Here is a 20,746-nt window from a genome sequence, read left to right as displayed (position 1 = left end):
AGGAAATAAGTTGATTTTTAGAAAAAGAGAGTTTTGGCTATGCTAAAAATGATTAATAAGATTCAAAATTACGACTGGGGGAGTACCACTGCACTCACACAGTTGTACGCTATCCCTAACCCAGAACATCTACCCATGGCTGAGTTATGGATGGGAGCACACCCAAAAGCGAGCTCTTGTGTCGTGAATACCAAAACAGGCCAAACGCTCCCACTGATTGATTATATTGCGAGTAACCCAGAAGAAATTCTAGGTAAAAAAGTAGCAGACACTTTTTCCTCCCGCTTACCTTTTTTATTTAAAGTGTTATGTGCCGCAACCCCTCTTTCGGTACAAGTCCATCCTAATAAGGTTTATGCTGAAGTTGGTTTTGCAAAAGAGAATGCTGCGGGGATCCCTTTAGATTCGCCAATCCGCAACTATAAAGATGATAATCATAAACCTGAGCTGATTTATGCTTTAACACCTTTTAAAGCAATGAACGCATTTCGCCCACTCAATGAAATTGCTGAACTGCTTGATTTTGTCTCTGCGGCCCACCCTGAAATTCAATTCTTTGTTCAATCACCAACTGAAGAAAAATTAGCGAAATTATTTGCACAAATTCTGAGTCTCACAGGTGAACAAAAAGAGTTAGCACTAGGTGTATTGAAAGCCGCATTAAACAGTCGCCAAGGCGAACCATGGAACACCATAAAACAAATGGTTAGCCTCTATCCTGAAGATACAGGTTTATTTGTCCCACTGTTGCTTAATGTTGTTGAGTTGCAGCCTGGCGAGGCAATGTTCTTATATGCAAGGACGCCACATGCTTATATTGAAGGCGTTGGGCTAGAAATCATGGCTAATTCCGATAATGTCCTACGAGCTGGACTGACCAATAAGCATATTGATGTTCCAGAATTGATAGCAAATGTAGATTTTATCCCCAAAACAAGCCAAAGTTTACTTAGTGAACCAGAAAAAACAGGAAATATCTGTAAATATCATATACCAGTAGAAGATTTTGCATTTAATATATATTCTATTGATGACACAGAGATAAACATAACTAATGAAACGGCTTCTATCTTTTTCTGCATAGATGGCGAGTTAGTTTTGAAGTCAGGCGATGATGAATTAAAAATCTGTTCAGGAGAATCTGTTTTTCTGGCGGCCTTTGAAAAAGAAGTTTACGCCACAGGCGTGGGTAAGCTCGCTCGTGTCTATAACCTTTAATGTATTTTTGTGTTTTGTTCGTCTTGATTGCACGCAAAAGACGGTTAGATAAAACTTGTACAATTTTTATAGCGCGTTAAGACAACGCGCTGAAAGGATGGATGTTCATAATGAAAAAGTCATTAGTTGCAGTTGGTGTAATAGTTGCTATTGGTGCTGTATGGTGTGGTGCATCATGGTACACAGGCTCTAAAGTTGAGTCTGAATTAAATTATATGATTGAGGATACCAACTCATTTATTAAGGTAAATGCTCCAAGTTCAGGTTTACAGTTCAAAGTGGAAAACTTTAAACGTGGTCTATTCTCCTCGCAAGCTAATATCGTTATCTCATCCGTATATTCTACTGGCCCAGAGGAAAGTCTTGTATTTAATACTGATATTGAGCACGGCCCTTTCCCTCTATCACAACTCTCTAAATTCAATTTAATGCCTAAACTGGGCGCGGCACATATTGAATTAGCAAATAATGAAGCAACCAAAGAGCTATTCGAAATAACAAAAGGTAAACCATTTATTTCAGGTACTGCTGTTGTTGGTTATGGCCAAAGTGTTGATGCAAATCTAGATTTGTTACCCGTTGAATTTACCAAAGAAAAGTCAAACATTTCCTTTAATGGATTAAAACTATTATTTAATGCCTCTTCTGACTTTAACGAGATTGAAGCCACACTGAATACTGACAACTTATTGATTCAGAATGCAGATAAATCAGAAGAAATGATGTTAAAAGGGCTAAAACTAACTTCTAACCTGACTAAGTCCGAACATGATTTCTATATCGGTAAACAAGATTTTGTTATAGAAAATGCAAATGTTAATATCCCTGAGGTTAAATTTTCTTTCAAAAACTTAGTGATGACTTCAGACTCTGCACTGGAAAAAGAAAATATTAAAGGTAGCTTCACTTACAGCATTGATGATTTAGTCGCATTAGATCAAAACTTAGGTTCCGGTAAGGTAGTTATTTCGATTGATAAGCTAGATGCAAAAGCGTTGGGTAAATTTGTTAAACAATATAATAGTGCATTAGCAGAAGGAGTTGCGTCAGGCAATCCAACAGCAGCAGGTGAAAAAATCGCAATGAAGATGATGAAGGAAACATTGCCTGAAATGCTGAAAAACCAACCGACCTTCTCTATCAGCCCTCTTTACTGGAAAAACTCTGCAGGTCAAACAACGACAGACTTAAGTATGACCTTTAATAAGTGGGACCAAAAAGAGCTTACTGAATTAGCAATGACAAACAAAGTTGATGAAGCAGTTAAGAGCTTATTTAAGTCATTTGACTTTAACCTCACGCTGAACAAACCAATGGCTATTGAGTTAATGTCTCAAATCGCTATTTTAGACCAAGGTCAAGTTGTTGATGCAGAAACTAAGAAAATGTATGTTGAGCAAGCAACAAATGAGTTTGATCAAGCACAAATGCTCCTAACTTCAGATATGTTCAGCTCACCGTTTGAAGAAATGTTCATGACTGACGAAGAGCGTGCAGAAAAAGCGAAACAGAAAAAATCACCATGGATGATAGAGAAAGGTAACGATCTGACCATGACTATCAAATATGCAGGTAATGATATTACGTTTAACGCGGATAGCTATACCCTTGCAGACTTCTTAACTAAGATGAAGTTGATGGCTGGCCCAGAAAGCTCTATGGAATATGAAGAAGAAGAGTTAGTTGTACCACAAACCGAAGATGCGCCGGCTGACGGTGCTGAAGTAGCACAACCAGCTAACTAATCTGCATTAATATTAATCTTAAACGCCAGTCAATATTTTTTGACTGGCGTTTTCACATCTATACTAGGATATATTGGCTAATCCATACACATAAAGGGACTCAATTCAGTGATAAACAGACAACTGCCACTTACAGACATACATCGCCATCTAGATGGTAATATCCGCCCCGAAACAATCCTTTCCCTTGCCCAACAACACGGTATTACGCTACCTGCTAATGAGATTGAAGCTTTACGTCCTCATGTGCAAGTAATGACACAAGAGGCTGACTTAGTCGGTTTCCTGCAAAAACTAGATTGGGGAGTTGCTGTATTAGCCGATCTCGATGCCTGTAAACGTGTTGCTCAAGAAAACGTCGAAGATGCTTATAAGGCGGGTATTGACTATGCAGAATTGCGTTTTTCTCCTTATTACATGGCAATGAACCATCGCCTCCCTATTGAAGGTGTTGTTGAAGCTGTCATTGATGGTATTACGGCTGGTTGCAAACAGTATGATATTAAAATTAATTTAATAGGGATCCTTAGTCGAACCTTTGGTCAAGACGCTTGTGCAAAAGAGTTAGCAGGCCTACTCGCTCACCGCGACAAACTTTGCGCATTGGATTTGGCTGGAGATGAGCTTGGCTTTCCAGGCTCCCTTTTCCACTCTCACTTTACCCAAGCGCGCGATGCCGGTTTACAAATAACTGTTCATGCAGGGGAAGCCGCGGGTGCAGAAAGTATTTGGCATGCAATTAAAGAATTAGGGGCACAACGAATTGGCCATGGTGTTAAAGCTTGTGAAGACCCTAAGCTGATCGAATACTTAGCAAAACATAAAATTGGTATTGAAAGCTGCTTAACCTCGAATATCCAGACCAGCACTGTACCGTCATTAGCGAAACATCCATTGAAAATGTTTTTAAACCATGGTGTGTTAGCGTCGATTAATACTGATGACCCTGCCGTAGAAGGCATTGAATTAGCTTATGAATATGAAGTTGCCGCCCCTAAAGCTGGGTTGACACCATCTGAAATAGAGCAGGCTCAAATCAATGGATTGAGTATCGCCTTTCTTAGCGAAAGTGAAAAACAGCAACTCAAACAAAAAGCAGCCCTTCGCTAACCTGCTATAAAGCTAAATTCATTCACGTTTTGGGCAGTTAATCTCCTTTTCTGCCCTGTTTAGCTTTTTTCTCTGAAGGTTAAGTTTGCCTATTATTGATAACACCATAGTATGTTGTAACTAAATGGTGATTATGGATTGAGTAAGTCGGGTTATTATCCCCCCGACTTTACTATTAATTATTTAGTTAAACGTTTTGCGTAACGCTGGGCTAAAACCGCGCATACCATTAATTGGATTTGATGAAATATCATTAGTGGCAATAAGATTATCCCTACAACGGAGGCTGGAAATAGCACATTAGCCATAGGAACGCCGTTCGCTAAGCTCTTTTTTGAACCACAGAATACGATTGTGATTTCATCTTCTTTACTGAATTTAAATAAGCGTGCCGCAAGTGTATTTAGGATCATAACGACAAATAAAATAAGGCAGCTGATCACAGCAATCATAAATAGAGAGTATCCATCAATACGCTGCCAAATTCCTTCAACAACCGCTTCACTGAAAGCGACATATACGACTAATAATATAGAAGAACGGTCAGTGATATTAATTAATTTACGATTACGGTTAATCCAATTCGCTAATAGTGGACGAGACAGGTGCCCTACTACAAATGGCAGCATTAATTGCAATAAAATAGAGCCAATTGCATTCAACGTATCCATTGCTTGGCTGCCATCTTCATCCATTAGTAACCCCACCAATATCGGCGATAAAAAGACGCCGAGAATACTGGATGCTGACGCACTGCAAATCGCTGCGGCCACATTTCCTCCGGCAACAGAGGTAAAGGCAATGGCCGATTGTACCGTTGCTGGCAATGCACAAAGATAAAGAAACCCCATGTATACCGTCGGTGACATCCATGACGGCACCATAAAATGCAAAGCTAATCCAATAATAGGAAACAGAATAAATGTGCTTGAAAATACTAATAAGTGTAGTCGCCAGTGCCCAATCCCTGCCATGATTGATTCACGAGAAAGCTTTGCACCATGCATAAAGAACAAAAGCGCAATAGCTGCCGTTGTTAGATACTGAAAGCCAACTTTGATTTCCCCTTCACAAGGAAATAGGCTTGCAATCACAACAACGCCAATCATAATCAATAAAAAAGGGTCAATTTTTAATTTTGCTAACAAATTCATGTTATTACCTAACAAAAAGCCAGCTAAAAATGCTGGCTCATCTATTTAAACATTAACAATCAAGAGTAACGGTGCGTTTTTGTTTATCTGAAAGTATACCAGCCTCAATTAATTTCATAATTTCAATGGCTTCTTGTGGCTGTACTGGATTTGCGGCACCATGACGGATTGCCTCATGAATGGCAAGATAGTAACCACCATAATTTCCTTTTTCATTTTGCCATTCTTGGGAAATAAGCGCATCGCCTTGTGACAGCGTCACAACGCCATTACGTTGATCTATTCCCCAATTTTCATGAGTCGGTAACAGACCATTTTTTAAATTTTCTTCTTGTGAATCAAGACCATATTTGACATAACTTCCCTTCATGCCATGAATAACATAGAGAGGCGATTCAGCGGCAGCTACTGTTGTTGCGTGAAGAACGACTTTTTTATCTGGATAGTGAAGAAGAACATGGAAATAATCAACGGCTTCAGCACCTGGGCGGATCATCCCTAAATCTGCGGTAATACTTGCTGGTTTTCCGAAAAATTGTAACGCTTGATCTAATAAATGAGGACCAAGATCATACCAAATTCCACCGCCTGCGACTGCTGCCTCTCGCCATCTTTGTCGTGTGACTGGGCGATAACGGTCAAAATGTGACTCATAATATTTAATGTCGCCTAGGCAACCATCAGCAAACAGTTTCTTCAGTGTTAAATAGCCTGCATCCCAACGGCGATTATGATAAACCGATAAAAGCTTTCCTGCTTGTTGTGCCTGTTGTTGTAGTGATTGAGCCTCTTCTACAGTGACAGTAAAAGGCTTATCGACAACGACATGCTTGCCTGCCGCTAACGCTTGGCTTGCCAGTGGATAATGAGTGTCATTGGGGGTCGGGATAATGACTAATTCAATTTCAGGATTTGCAAACAGTTGCTCAGGTGAAGAGACGACTTCAACATCAGGCCAATCAGCGGTTACCTTATCTGAATTGCTACTGGAGATAGCTGTCAATTCATACCCTGGCAATGTAGCGATAAAAGGGGCATGAAATGTTTTACTTGCATAACCATAACCTACAATACCGACTTTTATTGGTGCGGACATAATGACCTCATTTTATTAATTTTCACTGAATCCATAAAAAGTATCACCATAACGAATTAATTAGCAAATAAAACTATGGTAGGATAGCCTCGAATTGATGCTACTTAAAAAGTCATTCATGATTCAGCAACGTGATAAAAGAGATGCGTTCACTAGCCACGAGTGTAAGCAAAGACAGTTCTTGATACTGCTGCTTAGTGTATGATTTAGCTTATAATATGGATTAAATTGATATGACGCCTGTTTATGACCACCATCGTATTACTGGTTGGCTCCTTGCCCCCGCAGCTTTCATCTTATTAACGTGTTTTGCTGTATGCTCTATGGTGGTCATGTATTTTATTACGTTATATCGAATTATCACTACAATTGATGATTGGACTCACTATATCCCATTCGACTGGTATTTATCTTTTCTGATCACTATCGTTATGATGGTATTCACTATTCATATCTTAAAACTTATGTTTATGCGTTCTCGGCATTTTCCTCGCCGTTTTATTATTTGGATGTTAGTCCTGTTATTGCTTGGACTAAAAACCTTTTATTTTGCAAATATTGATTCCCTAACGGCGCTAAAAACACTCGCCTGGCCACTTATCGGTGCTGCTATTTTTGTTCCTTACATCAAAAATTCTGCTCGTGTGAAGATGACTTTCACACAAGATCGATAAGCATCACAAAAATAGCTTGTTATCATACAGCCTGTTTAACTGACGCTCGTCAGTTTTTGTTCTTTTAATTTTGTTTTCAGGCAATAAAATGACTGATTATCTTTTGCTATTCATTGGAACCGTACTGGTTAATAACTTTGTACTGGTAAAATTCCTTGGTCTGTGCCCTTTTATGGGTGTATCAAAAAAACTCGAAACAGCCATCGGAATGGGCTTTGCTACCACTTTTGTTATGACACTCGCCGCAATCAGCTCTTGGTTGATGGATACGTTAATTTTAGTGCCCCTCGACCTGCTCTATCTGCGCACCCTAAGTTTTATCTTAGTGATTGCCGTGGTTGTGCAATTCACTGAAATGGTTGTTAGAAAAACCAGTCCAACGCTCTATCGCCTGTTAGGGATCTTTCTCCCACTTATTACGACTAACTGTGCAGTTTTAGGGGTTGCTTTATTAAATATCAATCAATCGCATGGTTTCTTACAGTCTGCTGTTTATGGTTTTGCAGCCGCCGTTGGTTTCTCATTGGTAATGGTGCTGTTTGCCGCTATTCGCGAACGGTTGGCGGTCGCTGATGTTCCTGCACCTTTTCGTGGCTCATCTATCGGCCTTATCACTGCTGGACTAATGTCTTTAGCATTTATGGGTTTTAGTGGTTTGGTGAAGTTCTAATGATATCGTTATGGATTGCTATTGGCATTTTAGCCGTTTTTGGGCTGATCTTTGGTTTGATCCTTGGCTATGCCTCATTACGCTTTAAAGTTGAAGAAGACCCCATTGTTGAAAAAATTGATGCCATTTTGCCCCAAAGTCAATGTGGTCAATGCAGCTATCCGGGGTGTCGCCCCTACGCAGAAGCTGTAGCCAATAACGGAGAGATGATCAACAAGTGCGCGCCGGGTGGCGAGCAAGTCATGTTGAAAATAGCTGAACTTCTTAACGTAGACCCTCAGCCAATTGATGGTGATGAAAGCGCACAGAATCCTGTTCGAAAAGTCGCTATTATTGATGAAGAAAACTGTATCGGCTGCACCAAATGTATTCAAGCATGTCCTGTTGATGCCATTGTTGGCGCAACGCGCGCTATGCATACCGTAATTGAAGATCTCTGCACAGGTTGTGATCTGTGCGTAGCCCCTTGCCCGACTGATTGTATCGAACTTGTTCCTGTGAAAACGACCACTGCAAACTGGAAATGGGATTTAAACAGTATTCCTGTCAAAAATATTCCTGTATCACCTGATGAACAACAACCGAAATCTCCTTTCACCACGGTAAAAGGAGATGCGCATGTTTAAGTTGTTTAATTGGTCAAAAAAAGACAATATCTGGGATTTCTCTGGTGGGATACACCCGCCAGAAATGAAATTACAGTCAAGCCAAACGCCAATGCGTGTGGCATCAATTCCCGATGAACTGATTATCCCGTTACAGCAGCATTTAGGCCCTGAAGGGGAATTGATCGTCAAAGTGGGTGAACATGTGCTCAAGGGGCAACCTTTAACCCATGGTGTCGGTCGTACAGTGCCTGTTCATGCCTCAACTTCAGGCACTATCACCGCAATAAAACCGATGGTCACGGCACACCCTTCTGGCTTAAAAGAGCTATCAGTTTGCCTCAAAGCCGATGGGTTAGATTCTTGGTGTGAGTTATTCCCTGAGCCTGACTATTTACAGCTCACTCCTCAACAATTATTACAAAAAATTGAGCAAGCAGGCATCGCTGGGCTTGGTGGTGCAGGTTTCCCTACCGCGTCTAAATTAGCGGGAGGGAAAGATGCTATCAAGACATTGATCGTTAATGCGGCCGAATGTGAACCTTATATCACAGCAGATGATCGCTTAATGCAAGAGCATGCCGATGAGGTTATCGAGGGTTGTCGTGTCTTGCAACATTTACTCAACCCTGATCAAATACTTATTGGCATTGAAGATAATAAACCTGAAGCCATTGCCGCACTGAAGAAAGCCATTACTGCCCATGATAAGCAGATTTTTGTGCGGGTGATCCCCACCAAATATCCTTCAGGTGGTGCTAAGCAGCTTACTAAGATCCTGACGGGTAAAGAGGTTCCTTCTGGTGCCCGCTCCTCACAGATTGGCGTATTGATGCAAAACGTCGGTACGGTTGTTGCCATAAAACGTGCCGTCATTGATGGGCAACCTTTGATTGAACGTGTTGTCACCGTTACAGGTGAATCTATTACCTCCCCTGGAAACTTTTGGACTCGCTTAGGTACTCCTGTTCATCATCTATTACAACAAACGGGTTTTACCCCTGCATCTGAGCAAATGGTGATTATGGGGGGGCCACTAATGGGCTTTACTTTGCCAGATCTCAAGGTACCTGTAGTTAAAATATGCAACTGCTTGTTAGTTCCTAGTGTTGAAGAAGTTGGGCAAAAACCGATTGAAGAAGCTTGTATCCGCTGTGGTTTATGCGTTGAAGCATGCCCTGCGGCCCTACTGCCTCAACAATTATATTGGTTCAGTAAAGGCAAAGAGCACGAAAAAGCGCAAAAACATAACCTATTTGATTGTATCGAGTGCGGTGCTTGTGCCTATGTTTGTCCAAGTAATATTCCGTTAGTGCAATATTATCGACAAGAAAAAGCAGAAATTCGCGAAATCAAACAAGAAGAGCGCCGTGCTGCAGAAGCAAAACTACGATTTGAAGCGAAGCAGCAGCGTATGGAACGCGAAAAATTAGCCCGTGAAGAGCGTCATAAAAAAGCCGCTGTACAAGTGGAAGCATCAGACAAAGATGCTGTTGCTGCTGCGCTCGCTCGTGTAAAAGCTAAACAAGCAACAGCAACTTCAGATATTCATGTGATAGCGGGTGCGGCGCCGGATAACAGTGCTGTTATTGCCGCAAGAGCCGCACGTAAAGAACAAGCGAGAGCCAAACAAGCAGAAAAACAAGCTGCAGCCTCGGCGGTTAATGAAACTTCTAGTGATCCTCGTAAAGCTGCTGTGGCTGCTGCACTTGCAAGAGCTAAAGCAAGAAAAGTATCTCAAGAAAATAACGGTGACAGCGTCACGCCAACCGAGGCCCCTGCTGTTTCGGCTAATGGAGATGACCCACGTAAAGCCGCTGTCGCTGCCGCTATTGCCCGTGCTAAAGCGAAAAAGGCAGCGCAACAAGCAGAAGCTGAACCTGCAACGGCAGAAACTGAATCAGCCGACGTTGACCCGCGTAAAGCCGCTGTCGCTGCCGCTATTGCCCGTGCCAAAGCGAAAAAGGCAGCGCAACAAGCAGAAGCTGAACCTGCAACGGCAGAAACTGAATCAACCGACGTTGACCCACGTAAAGCCGCTGTCGCTGCCGCTATTGCTCGTGCCAAAGCGAAAAAAGCGGCGCAACAAGCAGAAGCTGAACCTGCAACGGCAGAAACTGAATCAGCCGACGTTGACCCGCGTAAAGCCGCTGTCGCTGCCGCTATTGCTCGTGCCAAAGCGAAAAAAGCGGCGCAACAAGCAGAAGCTGAACCTGCAACGGCAGAGACTGAGCCAGCCGACGTTGACCCACGTAAAGCCGCTGTCGCTGCCGCTATTGCTCGTGCCAAAGCGAAAAAAGCGGCGCAACAAGCAGAAGCTGAACCTGCAACGGCAGAAACTGAATCAGCCGACGTTGACCCACGTAAAGCCGCGGTCGCTGCCGCTATTGCCCGTGCTAAAGCGAAAAAAGCAGCCCAAGAGAAAGCACAACTTGAGGCTCAAGTGAGTGAGGAGGAAATGCTGTCACCTGCTGCTGAACAACCCATTGAAGAAGAAACAGATCCTCGTAAAGTTGCGGTTGCTGCGGCGATAGCTCGCGTAAAAGCCAAACAAGCTCAAAAACAAAACGAACAAACAATGATAGAGTAAGTGATTAAACACCATGAAATTTAGGCCTATTGATCCAAATAACCGTCGTTTAAAAATCGCTAGCGCGCCATTTACCCATGATAACCAAAGCACTAGTCTTGTTATGCTTTGGGTTTTATTGGCTGCGATACCGGGTATTGCAGCACAAATTTACTTCTTTGGTATTGGCACTCTCTATCAAATTGTTTTAGCCATGCTGGCTGCTGTGATCACAGAAGGCATCGCTATCCGTTTACGTAAAAAGCCTGTTATTAACGTTCTTAAAGATAATTCAGCCATTGTTACCGCGCTATTACTGGGTGTGAGTCTACCGCCATTAGCGCCTTGGTGGATGATCGTTCTTGGAACTGCCTTTGCCGTGATCATTGCTAAACAATGTTATGGTGGTTTGGGGCAAAATCCATTTAACCCTGCAATGGTGGGTTATGTCGTATTACTAATTTCTTTTCCTGTACAAATGACCAGTTGGCTCCCGCCCTCTGAATTACAGACTCTTAATATCAATGCACTAGAGAGCCTTTCAATTATCTTCACTGGACATACTCCAACGGGGATCACGCTGGATGCCTTGCGAATGGGTGTCGATGGAATGAGCCAAGCAACACCATTAGACAGCTTTAAAACAGGGCTATTAACCCATTCGATTTCTGATGTTTTACAGCAACCAATTTTACAAGGCTCTCTGGCGGGTATTGGTTGGCAATGGGTCAATATTGCCTATTTAATCGGCGGCCTCATAATGTTAAACCGTCGGATTATTAGTTGGCAGATCCCTGTTTCATTCCTTGCTACCTTAGCATTCTGTTCGGTAGTCAGTTGGTTATTAGATGATGGTCGCTACTCGCCACCACTAGTACAGTTACTCTCCGGCGCAACTATGCTAGGGGCATTTTTTATTGCAACAGATCCAGTTACGGCATCGACGACACCAAAAGGCCGCTTGATTTACGGTGTAATGATTGGCTTATTAGTGTGGCTAATCCGTGTTTACGGTGGTTATCCCGATGCTGTCGCTTTCGCTGTGCTACTAACTAATATTGCGGTGCCTCTCATTGACCATTATACGCAACCTCGTGCATACGGGCATGGACATAAGTAAGGAGCCTATATGTTAAACACAATGCGTCGTCATGGAGCCATCTTGGCTATTTTTGCAGCCGGCACAACTGCACTTAGTGCGGCTGTTTATACCTTAACGAAAGAGACAATCGCACAACAAGCGGCGATCGTACAAAAACAGCTACTTGACCAAGTCGTACCAACTAGCCTGTATGATAATGCATTTGGGCAGGAGTGTTATTTAGTCGGAGCAGAAGCTGAGCTAGGCAGCAAGCAACCACATCGGTTATATATTGCGAGAAAGAATGGTGAGCCTGTTGCCGCCGCCCTTGAATCTACAGCACCCGACGGCTATTCAGGTGCAATACATCTCTTAGTCGGTGCAGATTTTAATGGAAATGTGCTAGGTGTTAGAGTGACAGAGCATCATGAAACACCAGGTCTCGGCGATAAAATTGAAACACGAATTTCAAACTGGATCACTTTGCTCACAGGGAAAGTTGAATCCGACCATGACCCCAAATGGGCGGTTAAAAAAGATGGCGGTGATTTTGACCAATTTACTGGGGCAACCATAACCCCAAGAGCAGTTGTTAATGCGACCAAACGTACCGCCGTTTTTATGCAAAAAATACCACAAAATCTCTCTAGCTATCCTATTTGTGGAGCTGAATAATTATGAGTCAATCTAAAGAACTTTTTGTACAGGGCTTATGGAAAAACAACTCGGCACTTGTACAGCTTTTAGGCCTATGCCCATTACTGGCTGTTTCATCAACAGCGACCAATGCATTAGGGTTAGGACTTGCTACAACATTAGTGCTGGTCTGTACCAATGTTGCCGTATCCGCATTTCGTCGTTGGGTACCAGCTGAAATTCGTATTCCTATTTATGTTATGATCATTGCCTCTGTCGTTAGTGCAGTACAGATGCTTATTAACGCCTATGCGTTTGGCCTATATGAATCGCTGGGCATATTTATTCCGCTGATTGTGACCAACTGTATTGTAATTGGTCGCGCTGAGGCTTATGCCTCACGGAATCCTGTACCACTTTCTGCTATTGATGGCCTTGCGATGGGGTTAGGTGCAACGGCAGCCTTGTTCGTTTTAGGGGCTATGCGCGAGATTTTAGGTAATGGCACACTGTTTGACGGTGCGGATTTACTACTAGGATCATGGGCCAAATCATTGCGAATAGAGGTTTTACACCTTGACTCACCATTTTTACTCGCTATGCTGCCACCGGGCGCCTTTATCGGCCTCGCCCTGATGCTTGCGGGCAAATATTTAATTGATGAGAAAATGAAAAAACGAGCCGCCCTAAAATCGGGCCAACAACCTGAACGTGAATACCAAAAAGAACAAGGATGCGGCAGCCATATTTCTAGATAAGATTAATTGTGAGCTATGAATAAATCAAAACGTATTGAGATATTGACTCGCCTGCGCGATAACAATCCCAATCCAACAACTGAGTTACAATTTAACTCCCCTTTTGAGCTGTTGATAGCGGTTTTGTTATCTGCACAGGCGACTGATGTCAGCGTTAATAAAGCAACAGCCAAATTATATCCTGTCGCTAATACTCCTGAAGCCATGCTCGCTTTGGGCGTCGATGGTATCAAAGAGTATATAAAAACAATTGGTCTGTTTAACACTAAAGCTGAAAGTGTCATCAAAACCTGCAAAATCTTAATTGAAAAGCATAATAGCCAAGTTCCTGAAGATCGCGCAGCTTTAGAGGCCTTACCCGGCGTTGGTCGTAAAACAGCAAATGTGGTGTTAAACACGGCTTTTGGCTGGCCAACCATTGCTGTTGATACGCATATTTTTCGAGTTTGTAATCGTACCAATTTTGCTCCAGGTAAAAATGTCGTTGAAGTCGAAGAAAAACTTCTCAAAGTCGTTCCCACAGAGTTTAAAGTCGACTGCCATCATTGGTTCATTTTACATGGTCGCTATACCTGTATCGCACGCAAACCGCGCTGTGGGTCTTGTATTATTGAAGATCTCTGCGAATTTAAAGATAAGGTGTACCCTGAGAATTAACATTACACTGCTCCCAGTTATTTGTTCACAATGCAAATTTTTTCTTGCTCTAAGACTTTGTCTTACGTAACAATGGGAGCCAAACTCAACCTCCATAAAAACGGTAAGTATGTTCCAAGACAACCCATTGCTCGCGCAACTTAAACAGCAACTGCACTCCCAAACGCCTCGCGTTGAAGGATTGGTAAAAAGCACCGATAAAGGTTTCGGTTTTCTCGAAGTAGATGGCCAAAAAAGCTACTTTGTTCCACCTCCACAAATGAAAAAAGTGATGCATGGCGATCGCGTTATCGCGGCCATTCATACAGACAAAGACCGTGAATTCGCTGAACCAGAAGAACTTGTTGAACCCTTTCTCAGCCGCTTTGTCGGGCGCATTCAGAAGAAAGATAATGACAACCGCTTATTTGTGATCCCTGATCATCCACTGCTAAAAGATGCTATTTCTTGTCGCCCAGTAAAAGACATCGACCATGAATTTGCTCAAGGTGATTGGGTTGTTGCACAGATGAGTCGCCATCCTTTAAAAGGTGATAAAGGTTTTTACGCTGATATCACTGAGTACATCACCGATGCTAATGACCATTTCGCCCCTTGGTGGGTCACTTTACGTCGTCATCAACTTGATCGTGCTGAGCCGCAAATGGTTCACAGTGAACGCGATGATGAAGGTATTGAGCGTGTTGACCTTACCGACCTGCATTTCGTGACTATCGACAGTGCAAGTACAGAAGATATGGATGATGCTCTGTATATTGAAAGAACAGCAGACGGTCATTTAAAACTTTATATCGCTATCGCGGATCCAACCAGTTATATCAAAGAAGGCAGTGAATTAGATAAGCTCGCTTTAGCTCGCGCTTATACGAACTACTTGCCTGGCTTTAATATTCCGATGTTACCTCGTGAGCTTTCAGATAACCTCTGCTCTTTACGCCCAAATGAGCGCCGTCCAGCATTAGTGTGTGCCGCAACCATTTTGGATGATGGTAACCTAGCTGAAGATATTCAGTTTTTCAGTGCATGGGTTGAGTCTAAATCAAAGCTGGTTTATGACGAAGTTTCTGATTGGCTAGAAAAATCAGGTAGCTGGCAACCAACTAATGATACAGATCAGCAACAGATTGAATTACTGAAAGAAATGGCGGATAAGCGTCATCAATGGCGTCAACAAAATGCGTTAGTCTTTAAAGATCGCCCTGACTATCGTTTCTTGTTAGATGACAAAGGGAATGTTATTGACATCGTCGTCGAAAGCCGCCGTACGGCAAACCGTATTGTCGAAGAAGCGATGATCACCGCTAACTTGTGTGCCGCAACACAGCTCAAAAACACATTAGGTTTTGGCGTATTCAACGTTCATATGGGCTTTGAGCCATTACAAATAGAGCAAGTTGTACAAACATTGAAAGAGCATGGCATTGAGACAACGGCCGAATCCCTGCTCACCTTAGAAGGTTTCCGCCAACTACGCCGCCAATTAGATGCACAACCGACACAATTCTTAGATAGCCGCATTCGTCGATTCCAAACCTTTGCAGAAGTCAAAGGCGAACCCGGCCCTCACTTTGGATTAGGTTTTGAGGCTTACGCAACGTGGACATCACCAATCCGTAAATACACGGATATTGTTAACCATCGTCTACTTAAATCGGTTATTGCGGGTAAACCCTCAACTGATAAACCGACAGAAGAGTTATCGATTAAATTAGCGGAGCGTCGCCGAGCCAATCGCATGGCTGAACGTGATGTTGGTGATTGGTTATATGCGCGCTTTTTAAAACCTTTCGAAGGTACAGACAAGGCATTCCCTGCGGAAATTATCGATATCACACGTGGTGGTGTACGAGTGAGGTTAACCGACAATGGTGCCGTAGCCTTTATTCCAGCGCCGTTCTTACACGCTGTACGCGATGAGATCCAGTGCAGCCAAGAAACAGGTAGCGTGTTAATCAAAGGCGAACCCGCATACAAACTCAACGATATTATTAATGTTAATATCGCTGAAGTACGTATGGAAACTCGCAATATTGTTGCTCGCCCTGCCGCATAATTACTTTTGATGCTATAATAAATATGCTACTGGTTTTAGCAGTAGCATATTGTTTCTTACTTTTCCTTCTTAATGAGTTCCACTCAGATATATTGTCGCTTTTTATATACATTAATTCCCGATAATTCTGATTCGTATAATTACTGATTGTGATAATTTGGTAGCGTCCTTAAAACTCGGAGTCACTAAAATGAACACGACAAGTAAACGCATTATGACATTCACACTTGCAACCCTTATCGCAATAAGCGTTAGCGCATGCTCTAATATGTCAAAGCGAGATAAGAATACGGCTGTAGGTGCTGGCGTAGGTGCTGTAGGCGGTGCTATCCTAACGGGCGGTAGTGCACTGGGAACGGTTGGTGGCGCTGCAGTTGGTGGGATTATTGGTAACCAAGTCGGAAAATAAATCTATGGATAAGGGGGGATGCCCCCTTATCCTATATTGTGTTATCCACCCGCTAACTTCACTTGATAACCTTTTGCTTCAAGAAGTTGCTTAATCAGCTCTCTCTTATCACCCTGAATTTCAATATCACCGTCTTTTACTGAGCCACCGCAACCACATTTTTTCTTTAATTCCGCGGCCAATTTAGCCAGTGCATCATCTTCAAGATCGAGTCCTGTCACCACGCAAACGCCCTTGCCTTTGCGACCCGATGTTTCACGGCGGATCCTGACAATACCATCTCCTTTTGGGCGTTGTGCTTTCGGTTTTTCCTCTTCGATGCGACCGATATCCGTGCTATACACTAAACGGCTATTTGTATCCTTCATGCACAATCCTTAATAGATTGGTTGATCTGCTTTAATGTGAGTGCGGGGTTATCACTACGTGTAATAGGACGGCCGATAACCATATAATCAACCCCGGCTTTTAATGCTTCTTGAGGTGTCATGATACGGCGCTGATCCCCAACATCACTACCAATTGGGCGAATACCTGGTGTCACTAATTTAAAATCATCACCACACAATGATTTCAGTCTTGCAGCTTCATGTGCTGAACACACCACACCATCTAAGCCACACGCTTTTGTCAATAAAGCTAAACGTTCAGCATGCTCAGCTGGCGTAGCATTAATACCAATGCCAGTCAGATCGGATTGATCCATACTGGTTAAAACAGTGACCGCTGTTAATAATGGCGCCTCTTTTCCATAAGGCTCTAATGCCTGACGAGCCGCTTCCATCATACGGCTGCCACCACCAGCATGAACGTTAACCATCCAAACGCCCATTTCTGCTGCTGCCCCAACCGCACGCGCAACCGTATTAGGAATATCGTGAAATTTTAAATCGAGAAATACATCAAAACCACGTTGGTGTAGTGATTTCACAAATTGAGGGCCATTGAAGGTAAACATCTCTTTACCGACTTTCAAACGACATTCACGCGGATCAATAAGGTCAACAAATGCCAATGCCGCGTTTGCATCTTCATAATCGAGCGCAACAATAACTGGCGAGTGAGTAGATACGCGAGCGTGGTTCTCAGTTGAAGAAATCATTTAGTAGTAGCCTTAATCATATTTGGTAATAAAGTGACGCTGTCACTGCCCATCTAAACCACGAATTGGCTTAATGGTGTCCCATGAACGACAAGACGGGCAGTGCCAATATAATGAATGCGAAGTAAAACCACATTTGTGGCAACGATAGTCAGGTTTGGTTCTAATTTGTTCCCCGACCATTTTCCGCAGCAAAATCAGGCTCTCTTTTGCTCGCCCTTCTTCTGCTTCTTTTAAATGGTAATCCATCAAACGATAAAATAACCGCATTGTTGGGTGACGTTGAATCTGATCGTTAATATAACTTGCGGCGGCTTCATGACTTTGCTTCTCAACAATAATGTCGGCGAGATACAGTTCAGCGACTGCCCCCGTATTACCCGCAACACATTGACGGAGATACACTTCCCAAGCATCCATATCTGCGATTTGTTGATAGCAATCATAAAGTAAAGGTAAAGTTTCAGCCACCAGCTCTCTATCTTGTTCGTAGACTTGTTTAAGAACATTGATAGCTTTGTCGTAATGTTCCTGCTCGATAAAAATTCGCCCTTTCATAATTGAAACACGGGCACAATTTTTATCCGCCTGTTCGGCTTTATTCAGAAGGCTTAAAGCCCCATCAAGATCGTCACTGCCTAAGTGTTGATTGGCTAATTCACAATAAAAATGCGCAATATTTTCGCGTAACTCTTCATTACCCAATTTAACCAACTTAGTCGCCGTTTCGATTGCTTTCGTCCAATCACTGGTTAATTGAAAAATCGCCAATAATGACTGTAGTGCACTTTGCTTAAAATCCACCTCATCCGTCAATTGCTGGAACATATTTTCAGCACGATCGTAAACCCCTGCGGCCATATAATCACGACCGAGTTGTTGCGTGGCTAATAAGCGTTGTTCAAAGGATAATGCGGCACTTTCAACAAGTGACTGATGAATACGGATGGCTCGTTCAACTTCACCACGTGAACGAAATAAATTACCTAAGGTTAAATGCGCTTCAAAGGCGGAACTGTCTTCCTTGAGCATATCAAGGAATAAATCAACCGCTTTGTCTTGCTGATTTGATAAAAGAAAGTTAACGCCCGTAACATAATCACGTGACAGGCGGTTAGCATGTTGCTGCTTGTCTTGTTGAGCGCTTCGACGCCCCATATACCAGCCGTATGCAGCGGCGACAGGTAACAACAGAAACAGCAACTCAAACATACAAGATTATTCCTTGCTCTTTTGAGCCACAACTTCTGTAGATTCAGAGATGGTTTTATCATCCACACTCAATTGTGATTCAAGACGTCTAATTTTACGGCGTGCATTTTTCAAGCTCACCACAGCACGCAGATAAAATAGCCCTGCAACTAACCAACCCAGTACAAAGCCGACACCAAACAAAGAGGCTAAAAGTGAAGATAATGCAAAATCTCCTTGTGCAATCAGGTAGTTAAATGTAATAACCTGATTATTGCTTGAGCCTAGCGTGATTGAAATAATAAAAATAACCACAGCTAGTAATAATATCAGAAAATATTTCACATTCTTTCCCGTTATCCGTTCTTATGAAAACAAATTATCTACCTGATAAGGTAGCATTTCTGGCGCACTCAGACAAAGTAATTTATCTTATACGCCCACTTTGTTAATGTATATTGAACCTTATTTAACCTACTTGTTTTTACTTTCACTCAAATTGGGTGTTTTATCCCTTAAGAGCGTACACGCAATCATCGCCAAAATTGCACTAATGATAATAGAAGCGATTGCATCTGAAGGCCAATGCATCCCTAATAATAACCGACTAAATACGATAGCTTCCGCCCATACCGCCAGCACGATGGCAAGTGCATATTGACGACGCTGCCAAAATAATCCAATCAATAAAAGTGCCCAGCCAGCCGCAAATAGCACATGCCCAGAAGGAAATGAGTAGCCAGTTTCCGCTTGCCAATGTTTGCGTAACCATGAAGGAACCTGATCACTTTGTTTAACGGTTTGTTTGATAACGTCTGCTCGCTGCTTTCTTTTTAAGTCATAAAATTCTGTCGCTGAAAGCCCATATTCTTTTTCTAGCCAAACCACATATGGGCGTGGCTCTTGGAAACTATTCTTAACAACGCTTTTGATCCCTTGTCCTACCAAAATACAGCATACAACAATAACAACCCATTGAAGGACACTTTTCAACTTTGGTTTACAGATATAAAGGGCCAAGGCTAATAATACGATAGAGGTTATCAGACTATAAGGGAGACCAGCCGTTTCTGTTAGCCAAAATAACCATTTAACCGATTCTACATTCTGAGACGGCAGCCAACTCCACCCTACCATCAGTAACGCTGTAGGAGGTATGATTAATAAAACAGCAAAGACTAATATCGGGTAAATTGATTTATTCATTTTATGCTATCCATGTCAGTTGACTGTTCGAATCAATAAAATTAGATTCACAAATGATTAACTCTGTTATAGTAATGCATAGTGGACTGTGTGCAAATAAATGTCTGCGCTATATGCTAGATGTCATATAGTATCGATAAGCAATATTTTTATCGATTAACGTTATTAATTAAGCAAGAGTTATCTCAACTAATGAATGAAAATATGCAGCTAAAACGCGTTGCCGAAGCCAAATTACCAACTCCTTTCGGCGAATTTTTAATGGTAGGGTTTGAGGAAATCGCAACAGGTCGTGACCATGTCGCACTGATTTTTGGCGATATTTCAGGTCCAGAGCCTGTTCTCAGTCGGATCCACTCGGAATGCTTAACCGGAGATGCATTATTCAGTTTACGCTGTGATTGTGGCTTCCAATTAGAAGCGGCACTGTCTCAGATCAGCAAAGAAGGTCGAGGCGTACTGCTCTATCATCGCCAAGAGGGTCGTAATATCGGCCTACTTAATAAAATTCGTGCTTATGCCTTGCAAGATCAAGGTCTAGACACCGTAGAAGCCAATCTCAAACTAGGCTTCAAAGCGGATGAACGCGACTTTACGCTCTGCTCTGACATGTATAAGTTATTAGGTATTAATGAGGTTCGCTTATTAACTAATAATCCAAAGAAAATAAATATCATGCGTGAAGCAGGTATTAATGTCGTTGAACGTGTGCCATTAATTGTTGGTCGCAATCCAAGTAATGCTCATTATCTCGATATTAAAGCTGAGAAAATGGGCCACATGTTATTTAAACATCAATAATCCTTCTCATA

At 42.4% G+C, this 20,746-nt stretch carries 21 protein-coding genes; 14 read left to right on the top strand and 7 right to left on the bottom strand.

Annotation, left to right across the window (positions count from 1 at the left end):
• Window positions 1-39 precede the first annotated feature (39 nt).
• From manA to add, 3 genes are all read left to right on the top strand, one after another.
• Window positions 40-1,218 (top strand): mannose-6-phosphate isomerase, encoded by a 1,179-nt coding sequence (gene manA / locus I3B46_RS10690; RefSeq protein ID WP_014656034.1) that lies wholly within the window; start codon window positions 40-42, stop codon window positions 1,216-1,218.
• Window positions 1,219-1,328: 110 nt separating this feature from the next.
• Window positions 1,329-2,963, top strand: coding sequence for a YdgA family protein (locus I3B46_RS10685; protein WP_104873502.1), 1,635 nt, complete (start codon window positions 1,329-1,331; stop codon window positions 2,961-2,963).
• A 108-nt stretch (window positions 2,964-3,071) separates the two neighbouring features.
• Window positions 3,072-4,073, top strand: a complete 1,002-nt coding sequence (add, locus tag I3B46_RS10680) for an adenosine deaminase (RefSeq protein ID WP_004920077.1) — start codon at window positions 3,072-3,074, stop codon at window positions 4,071-4,073.
• 179 nt (window positions 4,074-4,252) lie between these two features.
• On the opposite strand, the gene I3B46_RS10675 is transcribed toward add, so the two are convergent.
• Window positions 4,253-5,227 carry a bile acid:sodium symporter family protein gene (locus I3B46_RS10675; protein WP_004920081.1) on the bottom strand — a complete coding sequence of 325 codons (975 nt, stop codon included), beginning with the start codon at window positions 5,225-5,227 and terminating at the stop codon, window positions 4,253-4,255.
• Between the two features lie 52 nt (window positions 5,228-5,279).
• Window positions 5,280-6,323, bottom strand: coding sequence for an oxidoreductase (locus I3B46_RS10670; RefSeq protein WP_004920084.1), 1,044 nt, complete (start codon window positions 6,321-6,323; stop codon window positions 5,280-5,282).
• A 233-nt stretch (window positions 6,324-6,556) separates the two neighbouring features.
• On the opposite strand from I3B46_RS10670, the gene I3B46_RS10665 reads away from it, so the two are divergent.
• The 10 genes from I3B46_RS10665 to osmB all read left to right on the top strand — a co-directional run bounded on the left by I3B46_RS10665 (window position 6,557) and on the right by osmB (window position 16,435).
• Window positions 6,557-6,997: a DUF2569 domain-containing protein gene (locus I3B46_RS10665; RefSeq protein ID WP_014656038.1), complete on the top strand. Its 441-nt coding sequence runs from the start codon at window positions 6,557-6,559 to the stop codon at window positions 6,995-6,997.
• Between the two features lie 88 nt (window positions 6,998-7,085).
• Window positions 7,086-7,667 carry an electron transport complex subunit RsxA gene (rsxA, locus tag I3B46_RS10660; protein ID WP_004920088.1) on the top strand — a complete coding sequence of 194 codons (582 nt, stop codon included), beginning with the start codon at window positions 7,086-7,088 and terminating at the stop codon, window positions 7,665-7,667.
• Window positions 7,667-8,293 carry an electron transport complex subunit RsxB gene (gene rsxB, locus I3B46_RS10655; protein ID WP_104873503.1) on the top strand — a complete coding sequence of 209 codons (627 nt, stop codon included), beginning with the start codon at window positions 7,667-7,669 and terminating at the stop codon, window positions 8,291-8,293. The genes rsxA and rsxB overlap by 1 nt, the downstream gene beginning before the upstream one ends.
• Window positions 8,286-10,862 carry an electron transport complex subunit RsxC gene (gene rsxC, locus I3B46_RS10650; protein ID WP_163762040.1) on the top strand — a complete coding sequence of 859 codons (2,577 nt, stop codon included), beginning with the start codon at window positions 8,286-8,288 and terminating at the stop codon, window positions 10,860-10,862. Before rsxB ends, rsxC begins: the two co-directional genes overlap by 8 nt.
• 13 nt (window positions 10,863-10,875) lie before the next feature.
• On the top strand, window positions 10,876-11,961 hold the full coding sequence (gene rsxD, locus I3B46_RS10645; RefSeq protein ID WP_004920098.1) for an electron transport complex subunit RsxD: 1,086 nt from the start codon (window positions 10,876-10,878) through the stop codon (window positions 11,959-11,961).
• A gap of 9 nt (window positions 11,962-11,970) precedes the next feature.
• A complete protein-coding gene (gene rsxG, locus I3B46_RS10640; RefSeq protein ID WP_004920100.1) occupies window positions 11,971-12,597 on the top strand; it encodes an electron transport complex subunit RsxG in 627 nt (208 codons plus the stop codon).
• 2 nt (window positions 12,598-12,599) lie between these two features.
• Window positions 12,600-13,316 (top strand): electron transport complex subunit E, encoded by a 717-nt coding sequence (locus tag I3B46_RS10635; protein WP_004920103.1) that lies wholly within the window; start codon window positions 12,600-12,602, stop codon window positions 13,314-13,316.
• Window positions 13,317-13,331: 15 nt separating this feature from the next.
• Window positions 13,332-13,973: an endonuclease III gene (gene nth / locus I3B46_RS10630; RefSeq protein ID WP_014656041.1), complete on the top strand. Its 642-nt coding sequence runs from the start codon at window positions 13,332-13,334 to the stop codon at window positions 13,971-13,973.
• 109 nt (window positions 13,974-14,082) lie between these two features.
• The gene (locus I3B46_RS10625) at window positions 14,083-16,026 is read left to right on the top strand and encodes an exoribonuclease II (protein ID WP_104873505.1); all 1,944 of its coding nucleotides are present in this window, start codon (window positions 14,083-14,085) and stop codon (window positions 16,024-16,026) included.
• A 190-nt stretch (window positions 16,027-16,216) separates the two neighbouring features.
• Window positions 16,217-16,435 carry an osmotically-inducible lipoprotein OsmB gene (gene osmB, locus I3B46_RS10620; RefSeq protein WP_004920113.1) on the top strand — a complete coding sequence of 73 codons (219 nt, stop codon included), beginning with the start codon at window positions 16,217-16,219 and terminating at the stop codon, window positions 16,433-16,435.
• A gap of 41 nt (window positions 16,436-16,476) precedes the next feature.
• Here the strand turns inward: osmB and yciH are convergent, their stop codons facing one another.
• The 5 genes from yciH to pgpB form a co-directional block, all read right to left on the bottom strand.
• On the bottom strand, window positions 16,477-16,803 hold the full coding sequence (yciH, locus tag I3B46_RS10615; RefSeq protein ID WP_004920116.1) for a stress response translation initiation inhibitor YciH: 327 nt from the start codon (window positions 16,801-16,803) through the stop codon (window positions 16,477-16,479).
• Entirely contained in the window at window positions 16,800-17,537 is a 738-nt protein-coding gene (gene pyrF, locus I3B46_RS10610) for an orotidine-5'-phosphate decarboxylase (protein WP_088499257.1), read from the bottom strand. Before pyrF ends, yciH begins: the two co-directional genes overlap by 4 nt.
• Window positions 17,538-17,579: 42 nt before the next feature.
• A complete protein-coding gene (gene lapB, locus I3B46_RS10605; RefSeq protein WP_004920122.1) occupies window positions 17,580-18,749 on the bottom strand; it encodes a lipopolysaccharide assembly protein LapB in 1,170 nt (389 codons plus the stop codon).
• Window positions 18,750-18,755: 6 nt separating this feature from the next.
• Entirely contained in the window at window positions 18,756-19,073 is a 318-nt protein-coding gene (locus I3B46_RS10600) for a LapA family protein (RefSeq protein WP_004920126.1), read from the bottom strand.
• A gap of 129 nt (window positions 19,074-19,202) precedes the next feature.
• Window positions 19,203-19,934, bottom strand: a complete 732-nt coding sequence (gene pgpB / locus I3B46_RS10595; RefSeq protein ID WP_040133192.1) for a phosphatidylglycerophosphatase B — start codon at window positions 19,932-19,934, stop codon at window positions 19,203-19,205.
• A gap of 204 nt (window positions 19,935-20,138) precedes the next feature.
• Here pgpB and ribA point away from each other — a divergent pair, with 204 nt between their 5' ends.
• Complete coding sequence (gene ribA / locus I3B46_RS10590) at window positions 20,139-20,735, top strand: GTP cyclohydrolase II (RefSeq protein WP_014656044.1); 597 nt, start codon at window positions 20,139-20,141, stop codon at window positions 20,733-20,735.
• The last annotated feature ends 11 nt before the right edge of the window (window positions 20,736-20,746 follow it).

The organism is Providencia sp. 2.29 (genome assembly GCF_015832305.1).
Taxonomy (GTDB): Bacteria; Pseudomonadota; Gammaproteobacteria; order Enterobacterales; family Enterobacteriaceae; genus Providencia; species Providencia stuartii.
This window is presented reverse-complemented; position numbering and strand designations above follow the sequence as displayed.